Annotated in this window: 16 protein-coding genes and 1 pseudogene; 14 read left to right on the forward strand and 3 right to left on the reverse strand. The window is 54.5% G+C overall.

The window, feature by feature from the left end; genetic code table 11:
• Positions 1-173 (forward strand): annotated as a pseudogene (locus tag F556_RS39280) (IS256 family transposase); the annotation flags it as partial.
• Positions 174-668: 495 nt separating this feature from the next.
• On the opposite strand, the gene F556_RS0124195 reads toward F556_RS39280, so the two are convergent.
• Positions 669-2,828 (reverse strand): alpha-amylase family glycosyl hydrolase, encoded by a 2,160-nt coding sequence (locus tag F556_RS0124195; protein WP_020619586.1) that lies wholly within the window; start codon positions 2,826-2,828, stop codon positions 669-671.
• Positions 2,829-3,309: 481 nt separating this feature from the next.
• Between F556_RS0124195 and F556_RS0124200 the strand changes: the two genes are divergently transcribed.
• The 7 genes from F556_RS0124200 to F556_RS0124230 all read left to right on the forward strand — a co-directional run bounded on the left by F556_RS0124200 (position 3,310) and on the right by F556_RS0124230 (position 16,534).
• Positions 3,310-5,148 carry an alpha-glycosidase gene (locus F556_RS0124200; protein WP_020619587.1) on the forward strand — a complete coding sequence of 613 codons (1,839 nt, stop codon included), beginning with the start codon at positions 3,310-3,312 and terminating at the stop codon, positions 5,146-5,148.
• Entirely contained in the window at positions 5,145-6,317 is a 1,173-nt protein-coding gene (locus F556_RS0124205; protein WP_020619588.1) for a zinc-dependent alcohol dehydrogenase, read from the forward strand. Before F556_RS0124200 ends, F556_RS0124205 begins: the two co-directional genes overlap by 4 nt.
• 103 nt (positions 6,318-6,420) lie before the next feature.
• Positions 6,421-7,614 carry a sugar ABC transporter substrate-binding protein gene (locus F556_RS35050; protein WP_020619589.1) on the forward strand — a complete coding sequence of 398 codons (1,194 nt, stop codon included), beginning with the start codon at positions 6,421-6,423 and terminating at the stop codon, positions 7,612-7,614.
• Positions 7,595-8,284 carry a dihydrofolate reductase family protein gene (locus tag F556_RS0124215; protein WP_020619590.1) on the forward strand — a complete coding sequence of 230 codons (690 nt, stop codon included), beginning with the start codon at positions 7,595-7,597 and terminating at the stop codon, positions 8,282-8,284. Before F556_RS35050 ends, F556_RS0124215 begins: the two co-directional genes overlap by 20 nt.
• A complete protein-coding gene (locus F556_RS0124220; RefSeq protein WP_020619591.1) occupies positions 8,277-9,671 on the forward strand; it encodes an MATE family efflux transporter in 1,395 nt (464 codons plus the stop codon). Before F556_RS0124215 ends, F556_RS0124220 begins: the two co-directional genes overlap by 8 nt.
• Before the next feature lie 13 nt (positions 9,672-9,684).
• The gene (locus tag F556_RS0124225; RefSeq protein WP_020619592.1) at positions 9,685-14,598 is read left to right on the forward strand and encodes a non-ribosomal peptide synthetase; all 4,914 of its coding nucleotides are present in this window, start codon (positions 9,685-9,687) and stop codon (positions 14,596-14,598) included.
• On the forward strand, positions 14,588-16,534 hold the full coding sequence (locus tag F556_RS0124230; RefSeq protein ID WP_020619593.1) for an alpha-amylase family protein: 1,947 nt from the start codon (positions 14,588-14,590) through the stop codon (positions 16,532-16,534). Before F556_RS0124225 ends, F556_RS0124230 begins: the two co-directional genes overlap by 11 nt.
• Positions 16,535-16,935: 401 nt before the next feature.
• Here F556_RS0124230 and F556_RS0124235 read toward each other — a convergent pair whose 3' ends face one another.
• Positions 16,936-18,738 (reverse strand): alpha-glycosidase, encoded by a 1,803-nt coding sequence (locus F556_RS0124235; protein ID WP_020619594.1) that lies wholly within the window; start codon positions 18,736-18,738, stop codon positions 16,936-16,938.
• A gap of 407 nt (positions 18,739-19,145) precedes the next feature.
• Between F556_RS0124235 and F556_RS0124240 the strand changes: the two genes are divergently transcribed.
• Genes F556_RS0124240 through F556_RS0124250 form a run of 3 tightly spaced genes read left to right on the forward strand, consistent with a single transcriptional unit; the run spans position 19,146 to position 22,637 of the window.
• A complete protein-coding gene (locus F556_RS0124240) occupies positions 19,146-20,477 on the forward strand; it encodes a sugar ABC transporter substrate-binding protein (RefSeq protein ID WP_020619595.1) in 1,332 nt (443 codons plus the stop codon).
• Between the two features lie 19 nt (positions 20,478-20,496).
• Positions 20,497-21,804, forward strand: a complete 1,308-nt coding sequence (locus tag F556_RS0124245) for a sugar ABC transporter permease (protein WP_020619596.1) — start codon at positions 20,497-20,499, stop codon at positions 21,802-21,804.
• Positions 21,801-22,637, forward strand: coding sequence for a sugar ABC transporter permease (locus tag F556_RS0124250; RefSeq protein ID WP_020619597.1), 837 nt, complete (start codon positions 21,801-21,803; stop codon positions 22,635-22,637). The genes F556_RS0124245 and F556_RS0124250 overlap by 4 nt, the downstream gene beginning before the upstream one ends.
• 95 nt (positions 22,638-22,732) lie before the next feature.
• Here the strand turns inward: F556_RS0124250 and F556_RS0124255 are convergent, their stop codons facing one another.
• The gene (locus tag F556_RS0124255) at positions 22,733-23,467 is read right to left on the reverse strand and encodes a Crp/Fnr family transcriptional regulator (protein WP_020619598.1); all 735 of its coding nucleotides are present in this window, start codon (positions 23,465-23,467) and stop codon (positions 22,733-22,735) included.
• Positions 23,468-23,691: 224 nt separating this feature from the next.
• Here F556_RS0124255 and mobA point away from each other — a divergent pair, with 224 nt between their 5' ends.
• From mobA to F556_RS0124270, 3 genes are read left to right on the forward strand one after another with little or no spacing between them, the layout of a single operon-like run.
• On the forward strand, positions 23,692-24,333 hold the full coding sequence (gene mobA / locus F556_RS35055; RefSeq protein ID WP_020619599.1) for a molybdenum cofactor guanylyltransferase: 642 nt from the start codon (positions 23,692-23,694) through the stop codon (positions 24,331-24,333).
• Entirely contained in the window at positions 24,305-25,090 is a 786-nt protein-coding gene (locus F556_RS0124265; RefSeq protein WP_020619600.1) for a formate/nitrite transporter family protein, read from the forward strand. The genes mobA and F556_RS0124265 overlap by 29 nt, the downstream gene beginning before the upstream one ends.
• Complete coding sequence (locus F556_RS0124270) at positions 25,087-26,001, forward strand: L-lactate dehydrogenase (RefSeq protein WP_020619601.1); 915 nt, start codon at positions 25,087-25,089, stop codon at positions 25,999-26,001. The genes F556_RS0124265 and F556_RS0124270 overlap by 4 nt, the downstream gene beginning before the upstream one ends.
• The last annotated feature ends 308 nt before the right edge of the window (positions 26,002-26,309 follow it).

The following is a 26,309-nucleotide window of genomic DNA, read 5'->3' on the forward strand; positions in this document are numbered from 1 at the left end:
TGAACAGTCTGACCAATATGGACGCGGCGGAGAAGATCGTTTACCTAGAGGTGACAACCTACAACGAGCGTTTTGAGAGCCGCGTCATCCGTGGATTTAATGATGCTCTGGTGAAGGAGAAACTCCAGGCGCTCTTTGAGGAGCGTTATCCGACAAGGGAGGAGGAAACCTAAACCACCCTTCGGGCTCCCGCGCCTTCGCTTGGGCTACACTCGTCTATCTATTTCAACACCTAATTACACGCCACTCGTTGGGAGTTGTTCCCTGCTTACACAAACTTCTTGACGCTACCGGTTACCTTGGCGTTTTCAGCTAATAGCGGAAAATAGAAGCCATGTTCTTCATTTCATACGCGATACAGACAGTTTAGCGGAAAAAATGCTCCCTATTATTTATAGTCAGGCTACAGGCAGGATCCTGCAAGGATGGAGCCAGGAAACAGCCAGGAAGCAGTAAGCGGACGCGACGTCAGGTCACTCCCATCGGAAGCAAGGCTAGAGAAGTTGAACATGCCCACGCGGACCATGCAAAAAGCAGCAGTCAATTGACTGCTGCTGCTTTTTGCATAAATTACTCTTGTTAAGCAAAGAACCGGAGAGGCGCGGAATCGAATCTGGTCAAAAGCATACGCTTTCCCGGATATCACCCTCATAGGTTCATACTGCGACTTACGGCTGCCAATTCACATTTACAGTACCGACACCGCTGGTTGGCGTAGTGAACGTGTGGTTGGTGCCGCCTTCCCAAGTAACGACCGTACCGTTTTTCTTGATGAATTTGAATTGCAGCGCCGTTCCTGCAGGCACGCTGACATCATAGTACCACGTTGGATAGGAGGTAATGATCTGGTTGAACATCGGCCCGATGGCTTTGGCAGGATCCCAATTGCCCAATTCGGCCGTATTGCCGACCAGGTAGACATTCTCGCCTAAAGCAGTGGTAGCATTGTTGATAATAAACCGGACGGACACCTGATCGCCTGTCAGCAGATTGAAATTGCTGTAGCTGTTGCTGTCCACCGCCCCCGCGTTCCGAACTCTCACGTTAAGTTTGCCGGCCGTGATGTTCGGTACAATTGCTTTAATCTGAGTGTCTTCCCATTGCGTAATATTCGCACCCGTTACAGCTGTTGTTCCAAAATAAACGGTGCCTTTCGTTGTACCGAAGCCGCGTCCATCAATCGTAACCGTCGTACCTGCCTTGCCCAAGTCAGGACCGACATTACCGATCACAGGTGTTGTCTGAGTGGTCGTGTACTGCCATACGCCTACACCACCAGCCGGCAGGTTAAAGGAAGAAACGCTGCCCGTACCGCTAGCCGTAATGCTGCCGCCGTTCAGCAAGCCGCCGAGCACATCGGTATAGGTGCCTGCTGGCAGGGAGGTGGTCAAGCCGCTGATTGTCGCCGCAGTGGTTGTGCTGCGATTGATGGCAATAACCGCTACACTGCTGCCGAATTTGCGCTCATACACATAGACATCATTATTGATCCAGCGCTGCTGCGTGCTGCCATAGGCAATAGCAGGGTTGGACTTGCGCAGCGGAGCCAGTCGGCCAATCACATTGTAAGCAGTTGTAGTGGTAGAGAAGCTGTTCATAAACGGACGGTTGTTCGGATCGCCATTGCCTGCCAGATACTGCTCGGTACCGTAATAGATGGCAGGTACGCCTCGCGAAGTCAGCGTGAAGGCCAGTGCTTGCTCCAGCCGGCGGTTGTTGTTGCCGAGCTTGAAGCGGTCCATATCGTGATTGTCGATGAAGGTCACCTGGTCGTTAATCTGGGTATATTCGGCGCCGGTGGAGGAGATCATCGAGTCCAAGCCGTACATCGTATCCGTGTTGTCACGGAATACCTGGCGAACCTTCTGGTTGAACCGGAAGTCGAGCAGGCTCATACCGGATTCATTGGCAAAATGGACATTGGCCGGATCATTCTCATTCACACCCAGGAACCATTCGCCAAAAGTGAAGACCGGTTTGTAATTGTAAATGTAGGACATCCAGTTCTTCTGCCAGCCAAGCGGCATATGCTTCACGGCGTCCACACGGATGCCGTCAATTCCCATATCCAGCCACAGCTTGATCGCTTCTTTGAAATACGCATCGGTTGTATTGTTGTGGTGATTAATATCTGCCAGGTCGTAGAGGTTCCGATAGATACCGTCCTCCAGTGAGGAGAAGTCGGTGCCCAGATTGTGATGGAAAATATTATTGGTATCGCCCGTATAGCCAGCTACCAGCGTACCGTTATTATAGAGCCTGCCGTTGTCCGCAAACGAAGGCTGGGTCTCCATAGCCGGGGACGTGTGGTTGGGCGCAAAATCGATGACGATTTTAATGCCTTTGGCATGCGCGGTATTGATGAGATTCTGGAAGTCGGCCATGGTGCCGTATGCAGGGTTTGTCTTCTTGAAGTCGCGCCCCCAGTACCCATGGTAGGCAGCATTGTTAACACCGGAATAATTAATGACGCTGAAGATATTCTCAACAGGCTGGGAGACCCACAGCGCGGTAACGCCCATGCCTGTGAAGTATCCGTCATTAATCTTGTTAATAATGCCTTGCCAGTCCCCGCCGCAGTAGACCCGCAAATTCGTACAGCCGGCAGAGAATGCCGTTCCGGTCGGGTTATTGGCCGGATTGCCATCCGAGAAACGGTCGGTGAAGATCTGATAGATGACATCGGTGGAGAAGCCTTGTTGGTTCAAAACGGAGGTGTCAGGAGAAGCATGTACTTCGGCAACCGGAACTACAGGCAGCACGAGTCCGGCGATTAGGAAGAGGGAGAGCAACCACTTAGCGAACAGCCGATTTCTGGATAATTTCATCAGGGTAAACCACCTTTCAGCATCGTTTAATTAACACGGGAACTGCCTTTACCATTGGATTACAACGGACTGACCGCGCGTCCTGCGTGGTTGGTTTCACCGCCCCTCCTGAGGGTGCACAATACAAACAACCCCGCAATCTTCAGAGAAGATTACGGGGTTGTTCCCAGTCCGCTTCGGGACAGAGAATACAGCGCCCTCAAATTGTGGTTGTCTAATGATTGCACATCCGATGGGTTGAACATCCAGAGGTCATCAACTCATTCAGGGATGCGCTTTCATTGTAAGAGGACAGCCTATTATTTGTCAACCAAAAAAATAGTTGTCAAAAATAGATTGCCAATTGAATCATAGGGTGCTACAATTTGGGAAAATTTGAAGGCTATGCTACCGAAAGGTACATCCTCGCGAATCTGCTGAGGGTGTGCCTTTTTTTGCGTCCTGGGGCGCGGTATGCCTGCTGAAGAAGGAGGATCGAAAAATGAATCTGGAGGCGTTTTATCATCGTCACAAGCAAAATTGGGCTTTTATCTACAAGGGCAAGGATGTGCGGGTGCGGATGCGTACCATGCGTGGTGATGTGGAGCAGGTGGACATTAACTGGGGTGACAAATACGACTGGTATCAGACGGTACGGCATCGAGCGATGCACAAGCTGATTTCAGATGGGAGGTACGATTACTGGGAGACAGAGGTTGATGCCAGCAGCGGCAGACTGAGCTACCGTTTCGTAGTGCACGGAGGTGCCGAACGTGTCTATTACGGGGAGCGTTGGTGCGCAGCAGAGGAGCCGCCAGATTCATTCGGTAATTTCGAATACCCTTACATCAGCGTGACGGATGGCATTCATCCGCCGGAATGGGTCCGGGATGCCATTTTCTATCAGATTTTCCCCGATCGATTCGCCAGAGGTAGGCTCGAAGAACCGGCAGGCACATGGGAGAAATGGGGAGGGGTCCCTACCAAGCAGAATACGTTCGGCGGAGATCTCCAGGGCGTGCTGGATCACCTGGACTATTTGACCGAGCTTGGCATTACTGCCATTTACTTGACCCCTGTATTCCAGGCGCCGTCCAGCCACAAGTACGATACGCAGGATTATTATGCGGTTGATCCCCAGTTCGGCTCCACGGAGCTGCTGCAGCAGCTCGTGGGGGCCTGCCATGCACGGGGCATACGCGTGATGCTCGATATTGTATTTAACCATACTGGCCGTCTGTTTCCTCCCTTCCAGGATGTCCTGGAGAAGGAGGCGGATTCCCCTTATGCAGACTGGTTCCATATCCTGCAATGGTCGGATCGGGAAGCAGGGATGCCGATGGCCTATGAGACGTTCGGCTATGAACGGGACCTGCCGAAGCTTAACATGGCTAATCGTGAACTCGCCAATTATCTGCTAGAGGTGGCGGAGTATTGGCTGAAGACAACGGATATCGATGGCTTCAGGCTGGATGTAGCCAACGAGGTGGATCATCACTTCTGGCGCAGGTTTCGCGAGAGAGTGAAGGCGATCAAGCCGGATGCCTATATTTTGGGCGAGATTTTCCACGATGCCATGGCGTGGCTTGGCGGTGACCAACTGGATGCCGTCATGGATTATCCGGTGCGGGACATCGCAATCAAGTTTTTTTCGTCGCAGCATGTGGATGCCCGTATGTTCGCGGACATTATCGGTCAGCAGCTGGCCTCCTACCCACAGCAGGTGAATGAAGCAGCCCTCCAACTGCTGGGCAGCCATGATACGCCGCGCCTGCTGACCTTATGCGGGGGCAGCATGGAGAAGCTGAAGCTTGCGGTGCTGTTCCAGTTCACCTATATCGGAGCGCCATGTATTTATTACGGGGACGAGATCGGCATGAGCGGGGAGAATGATCCGGATAACCGGCGTTGTATGATCTGGGATACCGAGATGCAGAACCAGGAACTGTTCGGCTTCTACCAGGAGATGATTGCCATGCGCAAGGCCTATCCAGCGCTCCGCAGTGGGCAAATCCGCTTTTTGTATGCGCCTCCGGGAGGCTATGAGCTGGCTTATGAGCGGAGCTTGGGAGAGGAGCGACTTCTCATTGCCATGAATGTTGCCCCTCAGCCGGGTGTGCTGCGGTTGGAATTGCAGCGAACAGCGCATCCAGATGGAAGAGGTGCGAAGTCAGAGGGAAGCGAGGCTTATGCAGAGATCGCTGTATCTGCGGAACCAGAAGTGTGGGAGGACCTGAGGTCTGACGAGATCTACCAGGTGACTGGCAAGGAGCTAACGCTGGAGCTTGAGGCTTATGGCTGTCGGGTGCTCCGATGCATAAGCGGGGAGGTTGGCCGATGAAGGCGCTCCAATGGATGCCGGATGCTCGTCTGGTGCTGAGAGAACTGGATGAACCGGGACTTGTCTCGTCCACAGCGGTCAAGATCCGCATCGAAATGACGGGGATCTGCGGAACAGATCTTGCTGTCATTGCGGGCAAGGAAGAGGGAGTTGCTCATATTACCCGGGGTCATGAAGCGGTTGGCGTTATCGTGGAGACGGGAGCGTCAGTAAGGGAACTGGCAGTGGGGGACCGCGTCGTCATCGATCCCAATTACAGCTGCGGTGGGTGCGAATATTGCCTGCGTTTGCTGCCACATCTGTGCATTGGCTCATCAGGCACCATGGCGATTGCCGGTCTTAATGTCAACGGCACCTTCGCGGGCTACTATGTGTCTGAAGCGCGTTATGTCCATCGGCTGCCGCAAGATATGCCCTGGGAACGCGGGGTGCTGGTGGAGCCGCTGGCTTGTGTACTGCACAACTTGCAAGAGGCCAGGGTAGCTTCCGATGATTCGGTGCTGGTACTCGGTTCCGGGCCGATGGGGCTGTTGTGCCAGATGGCTAGCCGGCGTCTTGCCCGTCTGACCGTCGCAACAGAATTGAATCCGTACCGACTAGAGGCGGCAGGACGTATCGCGGATGAGGCTTACCATCCTGCAGAGCTAGATGAGCAGGTGATTGCAAGGCTGACCGGTGGCCGCGGATTCGATGTCGTCATCGACGCCGTCGGTAATCAGCTGGAGATGGCTGACCGCGTCATTGGCCGAGGCGGGCGGATTGTCCCCCTGGGTATCCACGGATCGTACCGATATACCATTGCTCCAGCCAGGCTGATTCAACGGGCCATCAGTATTATCGGCGCAGGGGAATATCGCTGCATGTTCCCGTTGGCTCTGCGGATGGCTCATGAAATGACAGGGCTGGATAGGCTAGTGACCAAGCGTTACTCACTGGAGCAGCATGAGCAGGCGATGGAGGAGCTGCTCGGCTACAATCCCGCCACTGGAGAACCGGTGCAGACGTTTACCCTGAAATCGGTTTTTGAGCCTTGGGGCTGTTCACTAGCCGCGCACACTACCAAGGGGAAAATGCAAGAGAGACAGGCTGTTGAAAAGCGGCCGGAGAGGCACGGAATCGAATCTGGAAAAGCGAAGCGTTCGCCTTTGTCCCCGGATTTCACCCCTTAAGAGGGTAAAAATTCAAAGAAATCTGGGGACAACAGCGATTGGAAGATCGATCCGTGACTGTAGGCTTTACTTTTTCAACAGCCTTAAAGGAGGGTTGGAGCGCATGACAGCAACACGACGAGAGGATGAAATCGTGCTGTGGCACGAATTTGATGGTCCTGGCGATACCTCGGTTGAAGTACTGAATGAAATCAACACGTTATTCACGACCCAATATGGGATTAAGGTCCGGTCGGAGGTAATGGGGATTGCCGAGCTGGGCCGGCGGTTGACCCGACTCCCCGAAGAGGATGCTGGTGTGGATATGGCGCTGGTCCCCTCCGATATGACGAGCTATTGGGAAGCCTCCCGTTTCTCTCCTGTGCTTGAGTCGTGGTGTGAAGAGCTAGTGCCGGGAAGGGTTCTGGACAGCATGCGGATGAAAGGCAGATTGTATGGAATCCCGGTGCTGACCGGCAATCATCTGGTTCTCTATTACAACAAGCAACACTATGCTGAGGCTCCTGAACCATGGGAGGCCTTCGAGCAGTTTGCTGCGCAGCCAGGCAAGGCCGGTATTGTGCCACTAGGCTTGGATATCGCCCAGGCCTACAATTTCATCCCCTTCCTGACGGCCTTTGGCGGCTGGCCGGAGCAAGACGGACGGATCGCACTGGACACGCATGAGGTAGAGCAGGCGATAACCTTCTTGCAACAGCAGTGGGGAACAGGCACGGTAACGAGCATGGATGGCGCAACGGAACTGCTGGAGCAGTTCATAGCCGGGCAGATCGGAGCGATCATTAGCGGAGAGTGGATTTTCAATCATCTGAGCAGGAGCATGGGCGAACGTCTGGGCGTAGGTGCATTGCCGCGAATTCATGGCGCTGCTGCTGTATCGATGTGCTCCTCCGTCGGTCTGGTGTTTCCCGGTCAGTCCCTATCCTCTTCACGCGGCGGGGCGCTTGCTGCTTATGCGCGGTTCATGCTTGGTGAGGAATGTCAGCGGATGTGGGCGGAGCGGGTGCAGCGAATTCCCGCCAATGAAGCGGTGATGAAGCGGTGGATGTCCAGTGGCGGCGAGAATAGGCGACAGTTGGTGTCACAGCTCGCGGCTTGCAAGCCGATGCCCTGCAGTTCCTATATGATTGCAGGCTGGGTCGGCATAGAGGCCGGTCTGACGGAACTGGCAGACATTGGACCGTCTGCGATAAGAAGCCTGATGCAGAAGCAGGCGCAGCAGGTGATGGCGGAAGTGGATCATTATTTGAACACTTTACAAAGGGAGCGGATATCCGATGGAAGTCACCATCTTTAGCCAGATTTCTATTGACGGCAAGCTGACGTTTGGGGAAGGCCAATCGAGCAAGGAGCTGTTTCAGCTGTTCGGGCCGGAGGACATCGCTTATATTCATCAATTCCGTGGACAGGTAGATGGGATCATGGTTGGTAAAAATACCATTTGCACCGATAATCCGTTCCTTACGAACCGCTATGAGCCGGGCCGCAATCCGGTGCGAATCGTACCGAGTCGAACACTGGACATTCCGCTGAACAGCAACATTTTTCTGGATGGGGAGCGGACGATTATCGTTACCACTGAGCGGGGGCTGGACAAGGACAAGCGAAGACGAATCGCCTCGATGGGCAAAGAAGTGATGGTCTGTGGCGAAGACCTGGTGGATTTTGATGTCTTGTTCCGGCGGCTGGAGACCGAATATGGCATCCACCGGCTCATGGTCGAAGGTGGAGGCCTGCTCAACTGGTACGTGTTCGAACGGGATCTGGTGGATCAGATCATCCTGATGCAGCTGCCAATTATTATCGGCGGCGGTTCGAACATTACGCTGGTAGATGGTGAGGGTTACAATACCTTGGCCTTCAGCAAGCGGTTTCGTGTCGTGGAGATGCAGCCGTCGCCGAACTATACGCTGATGCGGTATGTTCGGTGCGAGGCGGCGGAGGAGGATATACGGTTACATGGCTAACGGGACGAAGGCAAGAGAGCTCGATACAGGAGTAGATTTTTACAAGAACCTGTACAAAATCGCGATTCCGATTGCGCTGCAAAGCCTGATCATGGCCGCGCTTTATATGACGGATCAGCTGATGGTCGGCCAGCTCGGCGACGTCGCCATTGCTTCCGTGGGCATGGCCAGCAAGATTTACAGCATCATCTCTGTGCTCCTGGCTGGACTCTCTGCAGGGTTGTCCATCTATGCAGCTCAATATTGGGGCAGCAAGGACGTGCGGAGCATTACACAGCTGCTCGGTATGACGCTGTCGCTAGGTCTGGTGGTTTCCTTGTTATTCACAGGGGTCATTTACTTGAATCCCGAATTTGCCTTAGGGCTGTTCACGACGGATGCGCGTGTGATGGAGGATGGCGCGATTTTTGTGAAGCTGGTCGCGCTAAGCTACGTGCCCACCATGCTGACGATGGTTTACTCTGCGGTACTCCGCAGTACGGGGCATGTCAAATATCCGATGTACGTCAGCCTGGTTGTCGTCATCCTCAATATCGGTTTGAACTATCTGCTGATCTTCGGCAATCTCGGCTTTCCCCAGCTGGGTCTTGCAGGAGCGGCTATTGCCACTTGTATTGCGCGTGTGGTGGAATGCCTGCTCATCATCGGCGCCGTGTATCGTTTCAAGCTTCCCGGAGCCGCCGGCTTCCGCTATTTGTTCTCGTTTCACAGGCCGGTGGCCCGCAAGTTCTATCTAACTACGTATCCTATTGTGCTGACAGAGCTGGTGTGGGTACTGGGAGAGACCGCTTATGCCGTCATCTACAGCCGGATGGGGACGACCGAAATGACCGCTATGACCATTACGTTCCCCTTGCAAGGTCTGAGTATCGGATTGCTGACGGGCCTTTCCGGAGCTGCAGGTGTGCTGGTGGGCAACAGGCTGGGCGCAGGTGAGGAGGCAATGGCACGAGATTATGCCAGAAGGCTGATCCGGGTGGGCATCATCTTCTCTATCGGCCTGGGCGTCGTAATTGCCGCGATCTCCCCGCTCTATGTGTCTGCATTTGCGATCACGGGAGAAGCCAATGATCTGGCTGTCCATGTCATCTGGGTATTCGCCGCCTTCATGTGGGTGAAGGTCGCCAACATGATTATCGCCGGGGGCATTCTACAGAGCGGCGGAGACAGCAAGTTTGTCTTTAAGATGGAATCTGCTGCGACCTGGCTGATCGGCGTACCACTTGGTCTGCTCCTCTCCCTGGTGTGGAAGCAACCGTTGTTCTGGGTCTATTTCTTCCTGTCGATGGAGGAGGTCGTGCGATTTGGGATTGGTCTGATGCGGTTCCGCTCAGGCAAATGGATTCGAAATTTAACCAACCAGGCGACAAGCGAGACTTCGGTTTGAGGGGGAGATGAAGATGTGTACAAGTGCTGATCGTCCTGCTGCGTACCCGCTGACACACCCGCAGAAGAGAATCATGTATGTAGAGCAGATGCATCCGGACCTTCCTTTGCATGTGGTTGGCTGTGTCTCCACGATTCACGGAGCTGTAGATTTTGCACGGCTGGAGCGGGCCATCCGACGCTTGGTGGCTACCCATGACGCCTTCCGACTGCGGTTCATGGAGGTGGAGGGCGAGCTTTTGCAGCTGCAGCTGTCGACTGTTAATCCGTTTCGAATTCCGTTGATCGATCTCTCAGGGAACGAAGCTGCGGATTTGGCGCTGGAGCATCATGCAGCACAGGAGTCACGCCAACCTTTGCCCTTCACTGGGGATACCCTGTTTCGTTTTACGATGTTCAGGCTTGATGGTGAGCGCTCTGCCTATATGTATACCATGCATCACTTGATTACGGATGGCTGGTCCGTCAACCAGCTGTCCTGGCAGATTGCCCAATTCTATGTGAATGACGATGAAGCGATCGCTCCCTCACCAGGGAGCTATCTGTCTCTGCTGGAGCGGGAGCAGCGATATGCGGAGTCTCCTCGCGCAGAGCGGGACCGGCAATTCTGGATGAAGCAGTTTGCTGCACTGCCCGAGCCGCTATTCCCGAACGCCGGCTCTGATTTGCAAGGACAACGCTACACATTTGTACTTGAGCCTGCGATCAGTTCCGCCATCCGGCATTACACAGACCAGCAGAATCTTTCTATCTACAGCTTCTTTACTGCACTGACTCTAATCTGGTTGTACCGCAACCATGGCAACACCGATGTGACAATTGGTGTACCCGTCTACAATCGCACCAGCAGGCAGGAGAAGGAGATGCTCGGTGTCTATACCAGCCTGATGCCCCTGCGGGCCCAGGTGGAAGGCCATGAGACGGCTGCGGCCTTCCTGCAGCGCATGCAGTCCTGGCTGCAATCCTGTTATGCGCATCAGAAATATCCCTACGATCTACTCGCACAGCATCTTGAATTGCGCCGACAGGGGATGCAAGGGCTGTTCCAGGTGACCGTGAATGTGTACAACACCAGACTGTGCCAACAACTGGGCGACTGGCAGGTGAACAACCGGGAGCTATACAGCGGTTGCCAGCTACATCCGCTGGAGCTTGTTGTCCAAGACTGGTCTGACGATGGCTCGTTTACTGTGGATCTCAGGTACCAGACGGCCATCTATCCATCGGAGCAGATCGAGGTGATGGCGGGTATGCTGCAGGAGCTCTTGCATGGTGTTCTGCTGCAGGATAGCCTTCATCTGGACAAGCTGCCCTTGGTATCGCGCAGCCAGCAGCATCAGCTGCTGCATGAGTTCAAAGCTGCCTGGTCACCTGATACTGACCGGCGAACCGTGCACAGCCTGCTCGAGGAGCAGGCGCTGTATCGGCCGGACCAACAAGCACTGATATGTGGGGACCGCTCACTGACCTACAGACAGCTGAATGAGCAGGCGAACCGTCTGGCTCATCTGCTGAGGAGCCAAGGAGTCGGCCCCGACCGCACCGTTGCAATTATTGCGAACCGCACGCCCGGGCTGATCGTTGGCATCTATGGCATTCTCAAGGCCGGGGGAGCGTATGTGCCGATCGACCCGACGCATCCGCTGGAGCGGCTGCGACATGTGCTGGAGGATAGTGGCGCCAAGGTCATGCTATCCACGGGGGAGACAAGAAAGGATGCGGAAGCTTTGGCTGCAGTCACGGCAGGACAGCTTGCCTTGATTGACCTGAAGGAAGCGGAGGGGGAGATGCTGCCCAGCTCCAATCCAACTTCGGCTAGCGGGCCCAACGACTTGGCCTATGTCATCTATACGTCTGGCTCGACTGGGCGTCCCAAGGGCGTTATGGTCGAGCACCGCTCAGTCGTCAACTTCATCGAAGCGATGGCCGAGGCGCTTCCCTGGCCTGATCAACCAGAAGTCCTTTGTGTGACAACCGTGTCCTTTGATATCTTCGTGACGGAGACGCTGCTGCCACTGGCCAGGGGCATGCGGGTCATCATGGCGGATGAGCGTCAGCAAATGGAGTCGGAGCAGCTGCAGAGTCTTATCCGGGATAGTGGCGTCAACGTCATACAGCTGACGCCCTCCAGGATGATGCTGCTGCTGGAGGGGCACGAGTCCTCTGATTTTCTGGGCGGGGTGGAGATAATCTTGTTGGGAGGCGAAGCGTTGCCACCGCTGCTGCTGAGTCAGCTGCAGAAACGGAGCAAGGCCCGTATCTTCAACATGTACGGACCTACGGAGACGACTGTATGGTCCACCCTTCAGGAAGTGAGCAAGGCGGATACCGTGACGGTGGGCAGACCTCTCAGGAACACCCAGGTGCTTATCCTGGACAAGCTAGGCGAGCTGCTGCCCATCGGCATTGTGGGGGAGTTGTGCATTGCCGGCGATGGCTTGGCGCGCGGCTATAGGAACCGCACCGACCTGACAGTCGAGCAATTCATTTATCACCCGCTATCGGAGAATGGCCGGTTGTACCGCACAGGGGATCTGGCCCGCTGGAGAGGTGACGGCACAATCGAGCATCTGGGACGAATTGATCGCCAGATGAAGATTCACGGCCACCGAATCGAGCCCGGCGAGATCGAGCATTGCCTGATGGGACATGAGGCGGTCCGCATGGCGGCAGTTGTCGATGCAGCGGATGCCTTCGGCGTGCATCACCTCTATGCCTTCTACACCTCCTCGGGGCCTCTTGATTCTGGAGAACTGCGGACATACGCAGCCCAGTGGCTGCCGTCTTATATGATTCCTGCCGTATGTAGCGAGCTGCCGGAGTTGCCGCTAACGACCAGCGGCAAGGTGGACCGCAAGATGCTTGGTGCTATGGCGCTGGCGGAGAGCCGACGTGCAGCAAGGGAGATAGAAACGTCTGGTTCCTCTGCACCTGGGGCAGCCATGCCGGCTGCGCAGGACGGCTCCGGAGGGGAAGCGGAGAAGCTGGCACGCACCATTGCCGCATGCCTCTCCAGCCTGCTGCCGGGAGCGCCACTTGGTCTGGACGATGATTTTTTCAGACACGGCGGGCATTCTCTGCACGTGCTGCGCGCCGTTTCGCTGATGAAGGAACGGGAAATTCCGGCCCGGCCATCGGATTTGTACGCCGAACCCACCCCGCTGGGCCTTGCTGGACTGCTGCGCAAACGGCACGGCGCCTTTACTTTTCAAGCCCCCGGAGCAGCAGATGATCCGTCAGCCAGGGCAAATCCGCGTTCAGCGATTCGTGTAATCAGCAGTGTCTCCGCCAACAAAGATGCGTACACCTGGGAAGAGATCAACTGTTTTACCAAGCCGATGGCCATCTTGTTTGAAGCGTTGTCGCCGGGCAGCTATGAGTTGTTTCTGTTTCATGTGCAGTTCGGGCTCACCTTTTTCCCGGACGATTGGCGGCAGGACCTGTTCGAGCGGAGCGCCGAGCCGCACAGCGAATTTTTCGAAATGTATGGCAAGCTGCTGCATGATGTTTTTCATATGGATATGGAGCGGCATACCTTTACCAATGAGTCCGAGATGAGAGAGTCCCTGATTCATGCCATTGACCAGGGTCATCCCGTCCTGATACCCGGCGACTTGTTTGGACTGTTTTATTCCAACCATTACCTGAGCGAACCGCATACGCATTATTTTATCGTCAAGGGGTATGATGCCAAGCGTGGGCTGCTGTATATTCTGGACAACATGCAGAATGATGAAGGGGCAAGGCCAATCTATACGGATTTCGTCATGCGATTCACGGATCTGTACGAGATGAGCCGCTATTACGCTGACCACTGGTGTGCCGAGGGAACTATGCCTCATTTTTGGGAGCTCAGCAAGCAGGGAGAGAGCATGGTTACACCTTTGGATTCCCTCAGTTATCACAGGGAGCAGCTGGAGCGATGGCAGCGAGGCGAGTTCAGCCTGCGGTTTATTGAACAGGAGATGGCCCGGGAGGTGGAGAGCAGAGGAGACGCAGCCCGGATTATGAACGTGATTCCGCTGACGAACTACAAGAAGGTATACTACGACCTTCTATTTCGACTATTGGAGCAGGCAGGATGCAGCCGTGCTGCCATCGAAGAGCTCCGCAGACAGAGCGGGCAGCTGCGACAGGACTGGGAGAGTCTGCGGTTGAAGCTGTTCGATCAGATTGGTGATGAGCAGTACCAGTTTGCAGGATTGCAGGCGGAGATGGACGCGGGGGTGGATGCCGAATATGCATTTTTTGGGGAGGTGTTGGCGGTGTTGCGACAGGTCAGTAAGCCAGCAGCTGCAGGAACGGCAGGGGCACAGCAGGTCCAGGGCGTTGGAGGGATGAGCGTATATAATCCCAACGGTGCCCAGCTCGAGGTTGCAGAAGCATGTATTCGTATCGTGCATACTGAGGAGCGGACGGACGATACCTGGATTGTTAAGGACGAGGCGCCGCAGCTGCTGCTGATTCCGGCCAGCCAGAGCTTCTTCTTCGAGGCCCGGCTTCACAGCCGCAACAAGTATGGTCCCTGCTTTCATAGCGGCATTATCGTGAAATTCAATGATTTCAGCAAAGTGATGTTCGGCTGTGCCAGACGCAAGCTTCTGGGGGTGTTCTACCCCGAGCATACGGACAATTATGAATGGTATGCGCGGCCGGAGGTCCATGATGTGCATTATCTGCGTGTGGAAGCAGAGACATCAGGCATCCTGCGTTTCCTGGCCAGGCATGAAGAGGAGGAACCGTGGGAGCTGCTCTGTGAGCGGCCAGCCCCAGCAGCTGTGCGACGGATCGGAATTTTCTCCAAGACATGGGAACCGACGAACCATACGGCAGAATTCTCGCAGTTGAAGTATAGAGAGCATGCCCTGCCTGAGAAGACGCTGCAGGCAGCATCTGTTGCGAAGGGAGAGAACAGCAATGCCCATTAATTCACCGTTGCGGCGAATCGCCGATTATATGGCGGGGGTGCAGGATCGCAGGGCCAGCTTCTGGATACCAGAGCTCTGGAACAGCTGCGGGTACAGCGAGATAGAGGATCGCACCAAGCGAGAAATCCGGGTGAACGCCCCGAGGTTTATGGCTGCTCATCTACAGGCGCTGCTTGAAGGCGGCGGGAGCGGCAGTGGGCCGGAATTGAAGTCGGTCAATCTGGATGAGAGTATTATCTATTCCTCGCTGGTGCGCTATTCGACCGCTTGGGATTATGATCATGACGGCCGCATCGAATCGGGCACGTTTCTGCGGTTGCTGCTGCTCTTGCCACTCCTGAAGCGGATGGGTGTGAATATCCTGTACATGCTGCCGGTGACCCGCTACAGCACCCTGCATCTCAAGGGGGATATCGGCTCACCTTATGCCGTTCAGTCCCTGTTCGATCTGGACCCCCATCTGCATGATCCGTTGCTGGACGGTATGCCGGAGCTGACGATTCATGATGAGTTGTCTGCGCTTGTAGAGGCTTGCCACTTGCAGGATATACGGGTTGTGGTGGATTTCATCCCGCGTGTCACAGCGCGGAACAGCGATCTGATTCATGACCATCCCGAATGGGTGTACTGGATACGGAAGGAGGCGCTGGATGGATTCCGGCCGCCCCCGGTTCCGGAGCTCGGATTCTTCGAGGAATGCACGCCGGACAAGCTGGAGACGGTCTACCGCAGTGAGGGGACGGCAGCGTTTCTTGCCCAATTTTCGCACCCGCCCAATGTGCTGGACGAAGATTTGTGGCTGCGTCTGCGGACGCGTGCAGAGGCGACAGGGGAAGAGCTGTTAGCTCTGGTCGAGGAAGAGATGGGAATCACAACATCGCCGGCGCATTCGGACTGGATTAATGATGTGCAGCCGATCTGGACCGATATTACATTTCTGCGCCTATATCGTGACTTCTCGCCGGCTGTCCGCCCTTACATTAGGGAAGACCAAGCGCCGTATGTTCTGTTCGATACGATAAAATGCAACTATTATCCGGCAGAGCAGCCGAACCGGGAACTGTGGGACCTGCTGCTGGAAGGCGTCAAATACAACCTCAATCGCTACGGGATCGACGGCTTCCGAATCGATATCGGGCACGTCCTGCCGACCCCTCTGCTGCAGGAGGTATTCGATGTCATCCGCTCCATCCGCCCGCAGGCGCTGCTCATCAGTGAAGATCTGTTCAACCGTAATCATAGCAAGGCTGCTGCAGTGGGCTACAATATTATGCTCGGCAGCGGCTGGAATGTGATGACGGATATTAGCAAGGACAACCTGCTGGCTTATGTGGAGGAATTGCCCGGGCTGGACATCCATGTATTTGCCTGTGCAGAGACGGCGGATACGCCGAGAATTGTGAGCAGAGGCGGGGTAGGAATCGCGAGGATGATAGCTGTGTTCAATCACTTTCTACCGTTGGCTATTCCCTTCCTGGCGACCGGCTTCGAGCTCAATGAAGGACAGCCCATGAATTGCGGGTTAGGGGACAATACCGACGGGGCGGAAATTCCGCGAGCCTTCTTCAATGCCATGACCCTGGATTGGACCAATCCAGCGCCCATGATTGGACTGCTGGAGAGGCTGTATGAGGTCAGAAGGAAGGTCCAGCCGCTACTGCGTCCGCAACACTTCTTCACAGCGGAGTCCCCTGACGGGGTAGTCATCTACGGTTATCGGAATGGAGAAGCATGCCTGCTGGCCTGCTTTAATCTGAGCCCTGAGCTGCCTGCGATGGTCGAGCTGTCCTCAGCAGCGGCTTGCGCGGGGAAGCAACTAACGGTGGTTGTCGATAGCGATCCCGAGTCCGGGCTTATAGGCGAGCGGCTGGAGCGGGTACTGCTGCAGCCCTATCAGGCTTTGGTTGCTTTTGCAGGCGAGGCCATCCCACTGTAGAAAAAAGGTAAGGCAGCAGCCGATTGGCTACTGCCTGTTTTATTGCTCTGGCATGAGACGTGCTGCGCTGACGCTTGCAGAAGGTTTGTAGATCAGCACTCGGGGCTGGGACTCTCCTCTAACGGACACCATGGCCGTTATTCTACTCAAAATCGACCGTTTGAAATTGTAACGGCCATATAAGCTCCTATTAGCCTGGTCGATGCCTATTGTAGCTTGATTTTGCTGAAATAACTGCGCTGGTGGCCGTTAGAATTGAAAACTAAGCGAAATGGCTGGAATAAGGGCGCTGGTGGCCGTTAGAGCAAAAGTGATTAAACTTATGCGCCAGGGCGTCAGGGCGCCAAATCGCGAGAGCGCCACTTCGCTACTTCACCACGTCGCCACTTCGTTTGGTTTGCCTATTCCGCTGCTTCGCTATACGCTGCCACTTCAGCCATCGCCGCATCCGCAGGGGCATACAGAATCTCATAACCATAGGGAGCCAGCGTCACAGGAATCGTGCCTTGCTCAACAGGAGCGGCCGTTTCACTATCCAGTGTACACCACGGCACGTTCGGTTTGGCTGGTATAGCCACGGACACCTCTTCATCTGAATTGTTGAGGATAAAGAGGAACCGATCCTTGGCATCCCACCGCTCATACACGAGCAACTGCGGCTGCTCTGGTACAGCGATAAACGAAAGGCCGCTCTCCCGCAGCGCAGGATGGGTGCGACGGAGGGCGATCATTTTACGGAAAAAGGCGTAGAGCTCTTGATTTTGCTTGGCAGGATCCCATTCCATGCATTTGCGGTTGTCCGGATCGTATTCGCCATCCAGGCCGACCTCATCGCCATAATAAACACAAGGCGTACCTTGGAAGGTTAGCTGGAACAACACAGCCAGCTTCATCAGCTGGACATTGCCGTCGCACAGCGTCAACAATCGCACCGTGTCATGGCTATCCAACAGGTTGAAGCCCACTTCGTTGATCTGCTGAGGATAGTTGGCCAGCTGCGAGTTGATGGACTGGGCGAACTGCGCCGCAGTCGTCAGACGACGGGCAAAGAAATCGAGTACAAAATTCGTAAACGGATAATTCATCACCGCATCGAACTGGTCTCCGTGCAGCCATGGCATGGAATCATGCATAATTTCACCCAGCAGATAAGCCTCCGGATTGACCTCCTTCACGGTGCGTCGGAAATCGCGCCAGAACTGGTGATCCACCTCATTGGCCACATCCAGACGCCAGCCGTCGACACCCAGCTCCTCAATCCAATATCGCGCCGCTCCCAGCAGGTAAGCTTTGACTTCAGGATTGGCGGTATTGAGCTTGGGCATGATCGGTTCGAAGGAGAAGGTATCATACGTCGGAATGCCGTCCTTCACCTGCAGCGGCCATTCCCGGATATAGAACCAATCTGCATAACGGGACTCCGGACCTTTGGCGACCACATCCTGATATGGGGCAAAGGTATGTCCGCAATGATTGAACACACCGTCGAGCAGCACCCGGATGCCTCGTGCATGGCAAGCATCGACTAGCTCCTTGAGCTTTTCTTTGGTGCCGAAGTGCGGATCCACCTGCATGTAATCGCTCGTATCGTATTTGTGATTGGTCGTCGCTGTGAAGACCGGATTTAGATAAAGTGCCGTAATGCCCAGATCGCTCAGATGATCGAGATGATCGATAATGCCTTGCAGATCGCCGCCGAAGAAGTTGGTTGGGGTCGGCTTGCCGCCCCACGGCTGGACATCCTCCGGATCATTGGACGGGTCGCCATTGGCGAAGCGTTCCGGGAAGATCTGATAGAAGACAGCGTCTTTGACCCAGGCCGGTGGGGTGTGTACATCCGTCTCATTGAGGAAGGGGAAGTCGAACAAGCCTTCATACCAGACAGCGGGCGGGTGGTGAAAAAAACCTTTTTCCAGCATGTACACTAGCTCCCCATCATGACCGTGCAGCGCAAAGTAGTAAACCAGTCTGCGGAACCGGGGGGACACTTCGGCCTGCCAATAATCAAACAGATCGTCCGAGGCAAAACGGGTCATGACCAGCGTTTCGTTGTACTTGGTTGCGTCGAATTTGTCGCCGCAGTGCAGGTCGATTCGTGCAACATTGTGCTTGGCGGTACGAATGCGAATATGCAAAACTGTACTGCTGTACGCATAGGACCAGTTCTGTCCCATCCGGTGGTGGACGGCTTCGAGCCTAATCATCTGTATTACCTCCTGGCGGCAAAAAACGCAAAAAAGGTCCAACCTCATCAAAAATGCGAGGTTGAACCCGAGAGTTTCATTGCCTTTAAATTACCCCCAGCATAGCATGGGAAGTTGGAAATTGACAATAGTCTGGTATATGGTGAAAATTCGAATGAACGCAAGCATGATCGAGAAAAATGGTGATTAAGTTAGAAAAACAGCTAAATTTCACTCATTTTTCCGCATTTAACCGATTTGCAAACGCTTTAAAGGCCGTTGTATGATGAAGGCGAGAAAAAGATAGGCCCACGATAATCTAAAGGCAATGTTACCTGAAAGGGTACAACCTCGGCACCTTGTGCAGCGGGTTGTGCTCTTTTTTGCTTTTATTCAACATCCAAATTAGGAAAAAAGGGGCGGTTACGATGAATCAACAAAAGAAAAAGAATGCTAGTCTGCAAACGATGCTGATGCTGTGTTTGTCAGCCACACTTGTCCTGTCAGCCTGCAGCAATAACGGTGGTGGCTCGAACAATCCGGTCAATGGGGGCACGAATACGCCACCGGCGGGTACGGTTAACAATGGAGAAACCAATGATCCCGAAGACGAAGAGCTGGCTCCGGAAGAGGGCGCCGAGCTGGTTGTCTGGGAATCCAAGGAGCAGCTGGAGTATATGCGCATCCTTGCTGCTGATTTTGAGGCAGAGTATGGCGTACCAGTCACGATCGAGGAGCTGGCGGGCGGCGAGCAAGGCGGACGACTGGCGACAGACGGTCCATCCAAGCTGGCAGCCGATGTCCTGACGATGCCGCATGACCAGATCGGCCAGGCGGTAACGGCAGGACTCTTGCTCCCGAATGACGTATTTGAAGAAGAGACGCGTGCGAGCATGGTTGAAGCGGCAGTGACCGCCTCTACGTATGACGGTGTGTTGTATGGTTATCCCAAGTCTGTCGAGACGTATGGTCTGTTCTACAATCAGGATCTGATGCCGGAAGCGCCAGAAACCTGGGATGATGTAATCGCATTCGCCAAGGATTACAATAATCCGGGACAAAACCAATACGGCATTATGTGGGAGTTCGTAGGCTATTACACGTATCCGTTCATTGGCAGCTTCGGCGGATATATCTTCGGTAACGACAATATGGATCCTTCCGATATCGGGTTGAACAGTGAGGGTACCGTTGAAGGCTTCACCTTCCTCCAGAGTCTGCGTGAAATTCTGCCGATGAATGCCGGGGATGTCACGTATGATGTGAAAACGCAGCTATTCCAGGAAGGCAAGCTGGCGATGAATATTGATGGTCCGTGGTCTGTTGCAGCCTTCAAGGACAAAGTAAACTTTGGGGTGGTACCGCTCCCAAGCACGCCGAATGGAGACCCGTCGCAGTCGTTCTCTGGTGTTAAATCGTACTATGTGAACTCGTACTCCGAATATCCGATTGCAGCGCGACTGTTCGCACAGTTCGCCAGCAGCAAGGAGAATCAGCTCAAGAACTTCGAGATGACGGGTGCCATTCCGGCCAATATCGAGGCAGGTGAAGACCCAGCGATTCAGGACGATCCGATTACGAGCGGCTTCTTCCAACAATTCACGAACTCCACGCCGATGCCGTCGATCTCCCAGATCAATTCGGTATGGGATCCGCTCAAGGCAGCCTTCATCTCCGTATGGGATGATCCGAACGTCGATGTGAAGCAGATGCTGGATCAGACAGTGACGACAATCAAGGCGGACATCGATTCGAAATAAATGACAGGTGGTTAGCAGGATGCACAAAAAAACAAAGGCGCTGCTCTTGTCCATACTCTGTATGGGCGCAGGGCAGCTATACAACCGCCAGTATCTGAAGGGGCTGCTGTTCCTAGCGATATACGCCGCCGGATGGTACAGCTTGTTGAATTCGCTGCTCGGCTATATGCAGGGCTTGATCACGCTCGGCGTACAGCCGAGCGGCATGGTCAAGGTCGGCAGGCTGACCAAAATGGTAGAAGGTGATCATTCCATCTTTATGATGATCGACGGATTGATCGCCTTGCTCGCCGTGCTCCTACTCGTCTTGCTGTACGTGCTGAATCTGAGGGATGCCTACCTGGTTGGACAATCGCGCGACCAAGGCGAGCCTCCCCACACATTCCTGCAGTCGCTACGAGAGCTGAACCGCAAGCATTTTGCCTATTTGGTGCTGGCGATACCTGCCGTAGCGGTCCTGTTTTTGACGATTCTGCCGATCATCTTCTCCATACTTCTGGCCTTCACCAATTACGCGGATCCGATTCTCCCGCCAGCTAATCTGGTGGATTGGGTAGGGTTTGATAACTTTTTCAAAATGGTAAATCTGAAGGTTTGGAGCTCGACCTTCGGCGGCGTGCTGACGTGGACGCTGATCTGGGCGGTCATCGCTACCTTCACTACCTATGTTGGCGGCGTCTTGGTGGCGGTACTGATTCAGCAGCCGGGGATCCGCTTCAAGAAGCTGTGGCGGACCGTGTTGATCGTACCATTTGCGATCCCTAGCATGATCTCGCTGCTCGTCATGCGCAATATGTTCAACAACCAATTCGGTCCGGTCAATGGCTATCTGCGGGCGCTCGGACTCGATGGTATTCCCTGGCTGACCGATCCGTTCTGGGCCAAGGTGACCGTTATCATCGCTAATATGTGGCTGGGCATTCCGGTAACGATGATTCTGGCGATTGGCGTTCTGACGACGATTCCCAAGGATATGTATGAAGCGGCGGAGGTGGATGGTGCGGGCGCTGTGCAGAAGTTCCGCATGATTACGCTGCCGATGGTGCTGTTCGCCACGGCGCCGGTGCTCATTATGCAGTTTGCTGGCAACATCAACAACTTCAACGTCATTTATCTGCTCACTGGCGGTGAGCCGGTCAATGCCAATTACCAGTATGCGGGCCACACGGACCTGCTGGTTACGTGGCTCTACAAGCTTGCGCTTAATCAATCGCAGTATAGCTTCGCCTCGGTCATTGGCATCGTCATCTTCCTGTTGGTGGCTTCCTTCTCGATCTGGAGCTACAGACGGACCCGATCCTACAAAGAGGAGGACATGATCGCATGAGGAGAGGCACGGCGACGACATTTAAATTATCGATCAGTTATCTGATCCTGATCATCCTGAGTCTGGTCAGCTTGTTCCCGGCGCTGTGGATCGTGATGTCTTCCTTTAAAGTAGGCAACAGTCTGTTCAGTGACACGTTTATTCCGAGAGAGTTCACCTTCGAGCACTATATTAATCTGTTTCAGAACACCCGGTATCCGACCTGGTTCATGAACACGCTCAAGGTAGCCACCCTGTCGACGATCTTCGGGACATTCCTGCTGCTGCTCTCGTCCTACGCGATCTCGCGTTACCGGTTCGCGGGCAGACGGTCGACGCTGACGACACTGCTGGTGCTGCAGATGTTCCCGGGCTTCATGGCGATGATCGCCATCTACGTGCTGCTCAATACGTTGGGCCTGCTGAATTCGCATTGGGCGCTTGTGCTCGTCTATAGCAGCGGGGCGATGGTCACCAACGTATTCGTGGCCAAAGGCTTCTTCGACACCATTCCGAAAAGTCTGGAGGATGCCGCACGGATGGATGGCGCGAGTCATCTGCGGCTGTTCTTCTCCATCATGATCCCGCTGTCCCGGCCAATGCTGACCTATGCGGGACTGATGATCTTCAACGGCTGCTTCGTCGACTTCATCTTCGCGGACCTGATCCTGCGGACAGAGGATCAGCGGACCTTGGCGGTCGGCCTGTACCAGATGGTTAGCCAGCGCAACTCTACGGAGTTCACTCTGTTCGCCGCAGGGGCCGTACTGGTTGCCATGCCGGTGACGCTGCTGTTCCTCTTCCTGCAACGGTTCCTTGTAGAGGGACTGACGGCGGGAGCGACAAAAGGATAAAAAGAAGGCCTGATCCAAGGTTGTGCCGAGGATCAGGCCTTTTATTATGGCTTGCTTCACTTTTGGGGCAAGTTATTGAAACTGGGGGATTTATTTTACACCCGGCAGATGTCTTTCGGGCAGTTCTCGCATTTGCAGATATTTTGCAAGTATTTGAGATCCTTGATCAGCACCGAGCCATTGTCCACGGTAATGGCATCTGCGCGGCGCAGGTCCGAGAGAATCCGGTTGACACTCTCGCGGGTGGCGCCGATCATTTCAGCCATTTCACTGTTCGTAATTTTCTTGTCGATTCGGATGCCATCCTCGCATTCCGTTCCATACGAGTTGCCCAGCCGGATGATGAGCGAGCAGAGCGCGCCCGGTTTGCCGTAGAGCAACAGGTCGCGGAATTTGGTCTGCGTCATCCGGTGCATCACGCCCATCCATTTCATGAACTCGATGGCCAGGTCGCCGTGCTGCCACAGCATGGTTTCCAAGTCCTTCTGCTGGATGATACCAATCTCGGCATCCTCAATTACTTCGGCATTGAAGCTCTGCACCGATTGCTGGAAAGGGTCAATCTGACCGAACATATCGCCAGTATGGTGGAGATAGAGCGTAATTTTGCTACCATTGTCCGTCATCTTGGTCAGCTTCACGCGTCCCGACTTCACATAGTACAAGTATTCTGCCGGATCGCCATCCCAGAACAGGTACGCTCCCGCTTTGACCTTGTTGACGTACATCAGACTGGTGAGCTTTTCTATATTATCGGGGGAGAAGTAAGCGGAGATCCCTTGAGCGGCAGGTTGCTGCTCCTGCGCTGCTGCACTCGCGGTGGTCTTCATACTGATCGGCCCCTTTCATCGTGTAGTTTTTCCTCTATAATGAAAGTATAATACATCACACGCCAAAGGGATATCGGGAGATGCCCCTAATGTTAACGGATAAAGCGAGGGCATTCCCTTAGGGCAAGTGTGATATTCATCACTGCGAAAGGGGGTGAATCATGGTGTAATAAAGGCACCAAGCAGGAGGTCCTCTCATCTCTTGCCGGCAAGGAGGAAACAAGATGCTGACAGGGATTATTGTGGCGAATGGGCATAGCCGACGGATGGACGGCGAGAATAAAAGCATGCTGCAAGTCGGCGGCGAAGCACTCATCCAGCGGCAGATTCGGTTAATGAAATGTGTCTGCAGTGAAATTATAATTGTGACCAATACGCCCCGGCTCTTCCTGCGCAAGGTGGACGAGTCGGTACGGATCATAACAGACTATTATCCCAATCGTGGACCGCTGGGCGGGATGCATGCGGGTTTGACGCTCTCCCGCAACAAGCATGCCTGGATTACGGGCTGGGATATGCCTTTTCTCTCATGGGAAGCCGCATCGATGATGCTGCGTTTACTTCAGCCTTCAGGTGAGGCTGTACTGCCGATTATCGGTGGGACAACGCGGGTGCTGCACGGCATCTTTGACCGCTCCTGTGCCGTCAAGATGGAAACGCTGCTGATGAATGACCTGGCGATGCTTCCGGCTTTGTTGGATGTGCTCGATTGGCAAGCCGTGCCGGAATCCGAATTTGTGCAAGCGGGGATCGACCCCGGCTTCGTCACGGCAATCAAAACCAGAGAGGATTATGAGGTCATGCTACGGTCGCTGGATGGAAAGGATGTTGATTCGCTTGGAACACGCTCCCCTGCGCCGGGTTGAGCAGCTGGCGCTTAAGAAGGATAAAGTCTACCGTCACAGTAAGCTGAACTATGTGCTACGCTCGATGCTGGCCAGTATGTTCATCGGCTTCGGCGTCATCGTGGCGTTCAAAACCGGCAGCTTCTTCTATGCTGACCAGTCACCCTTGATGTATCCGATGGCGGCGCTCACGTTCGGGGCGGCCATCATTCTGATCTCCTATGGCGGCGGTGACCTGTTTACCGGCAATACGTTCTATTTCACCTTTGCTGCGCTGCGTGGCAAGCTGAAGTGGGCAAGAGTCGTTATGCTGTGGATCACCAGTTATGCGGGCAATATTTTGGGCGCGGCGGCTTTCGCCTTATTGATCTGGGCGACCGGATTGTTCCGAGAGGTCTCGGTGCATGCGTTTTTGCTCAGTGTGGTGGAGAAGAAGATGCATGCGCCGACGATGGAGCTGTTTTTTCGGGGGCTGCTGTGTAACTGGCTCGTCTGCTTGGCGTTCTTTATTCCGATGAACCTGCGCGGCGATGGGCCTAAGCTGTTTGCGATGATGTTGTTTGTGTTTTGTTTTTTTATCTCAGGGTACGAACACAGTATAGCCAACCTGTGTACCTTCGCGATTGCGTTCGTTGTGGATACACAGGACTCGGTCACGGTAGGTGGTATGCTGCACAATCTGATTCCGGTGACGCTCGGTAATCTTTTAGGCGGTGCAGTATTTATGGGGTGGATGTATTATATGGTGAATAAACCGTTCGAGGAGGAGTCGGCATGAAGAAAACAAGAGTCGTTGTGATTGGCGTAGGCATGGTGGGGTCGACCACCGCCTACACACTGCTGCTGAGGGAGCGTGCGGACGAGCTGGTGCTGATCGATGTGGATCACAATAAAGCGGTCGGCGATGCATTGGATATGAATCACGGGATGCCGTTCATCGGTCACACTGAGGTATGGGCGGGTACTTACGAAGACTGCAAGGGCGCGGACATTATCATCATCACGGCGGGCTCGGCCCAGAAGCCGGGGGAGACGCGTACGGACCTGCTCAAGCGCAATGTGTCGATCTACGAGAGCATTATTAGCGAGGTGCTGAAGTACAATGACGACGGCATTCTGCTGCTGGCCACCAACCCAGTCGATATTATGAGTTACTTCTCGCTCAAAAAATCGGGCTGGCCGATCAACCGGGTCATCGGCTCGGGAACGCTGCTCGACAGCGCCCGCTTCCGCTACCTGATCAGTGAGGAACTGACGCTCGACCCGCGCAGCGTGCATGCCCACATTATTGGGGAGCATGGCGACTCGGAGCTGCCGGTTTGGAGCCTGGCCAATGTGGCCGGTGCAAAGGTGGAGCTGGATGAAGCGACCAAGGACAAAGTGTTCGTCGAGACACGCGATGCGGCGTATTCGATCATCGAAGCCAAAGGCGCAACGTACTATGCGATCGCCCTGGCGCTCGACCGGATCGTCACCGCGATCCTGCGCGACGAAGCCGCTGTCCTCAACGTATCGACGCTGCTCCAGGACTACTATGGCATATCGGACGTCTACCTCGGCGTCCCCTGCGTAGTCGATCGCCAAGGCGTGCGCCAAGTGATGGACATCGAGCTCACCGAGGGCGAGCAGCAGCTCCTCCACAAATCGGCCAACAAACTCAAGGACCTGATCCGCTCGATTGAGAGCTAGGTCGGGAGCTGAAGGTAGATCGAGGAATGATCGAGAGTGGGATAGAGAGCTAATGGTAGAACGAGATACGGTCGAGAGTGGGATAGAGCTAGTGGTAGAACGAGATGCGGTCGAGAGTTGAAGGTAGAGCTCCCGTGCCCAAGGAAAAGCCCCCGTCGCGGGGCTTTTTGCTTTGGGCGCTGGACGAGTGCCGAATTAAGGGTAAAAAGTTATTTGAAATGCGGCATATGGTGGTCACGTGCTGGATTAGGTGCACAATGTTACTTGAATTGCAGCAAATGGTGGTCACGCGCTGGATTAGGTGCACA

The organism is Paenibacillus daejeonensis DSM 15491 (assembly GCF_000378385.1).
Classification (GTDB): domain Bacteria; phylum Bacillota; class Bacilli; order Paenibacillales; family Paenibacillaceae; genus Paenibacillus_D; species Paenibacillus_D daejeonensis.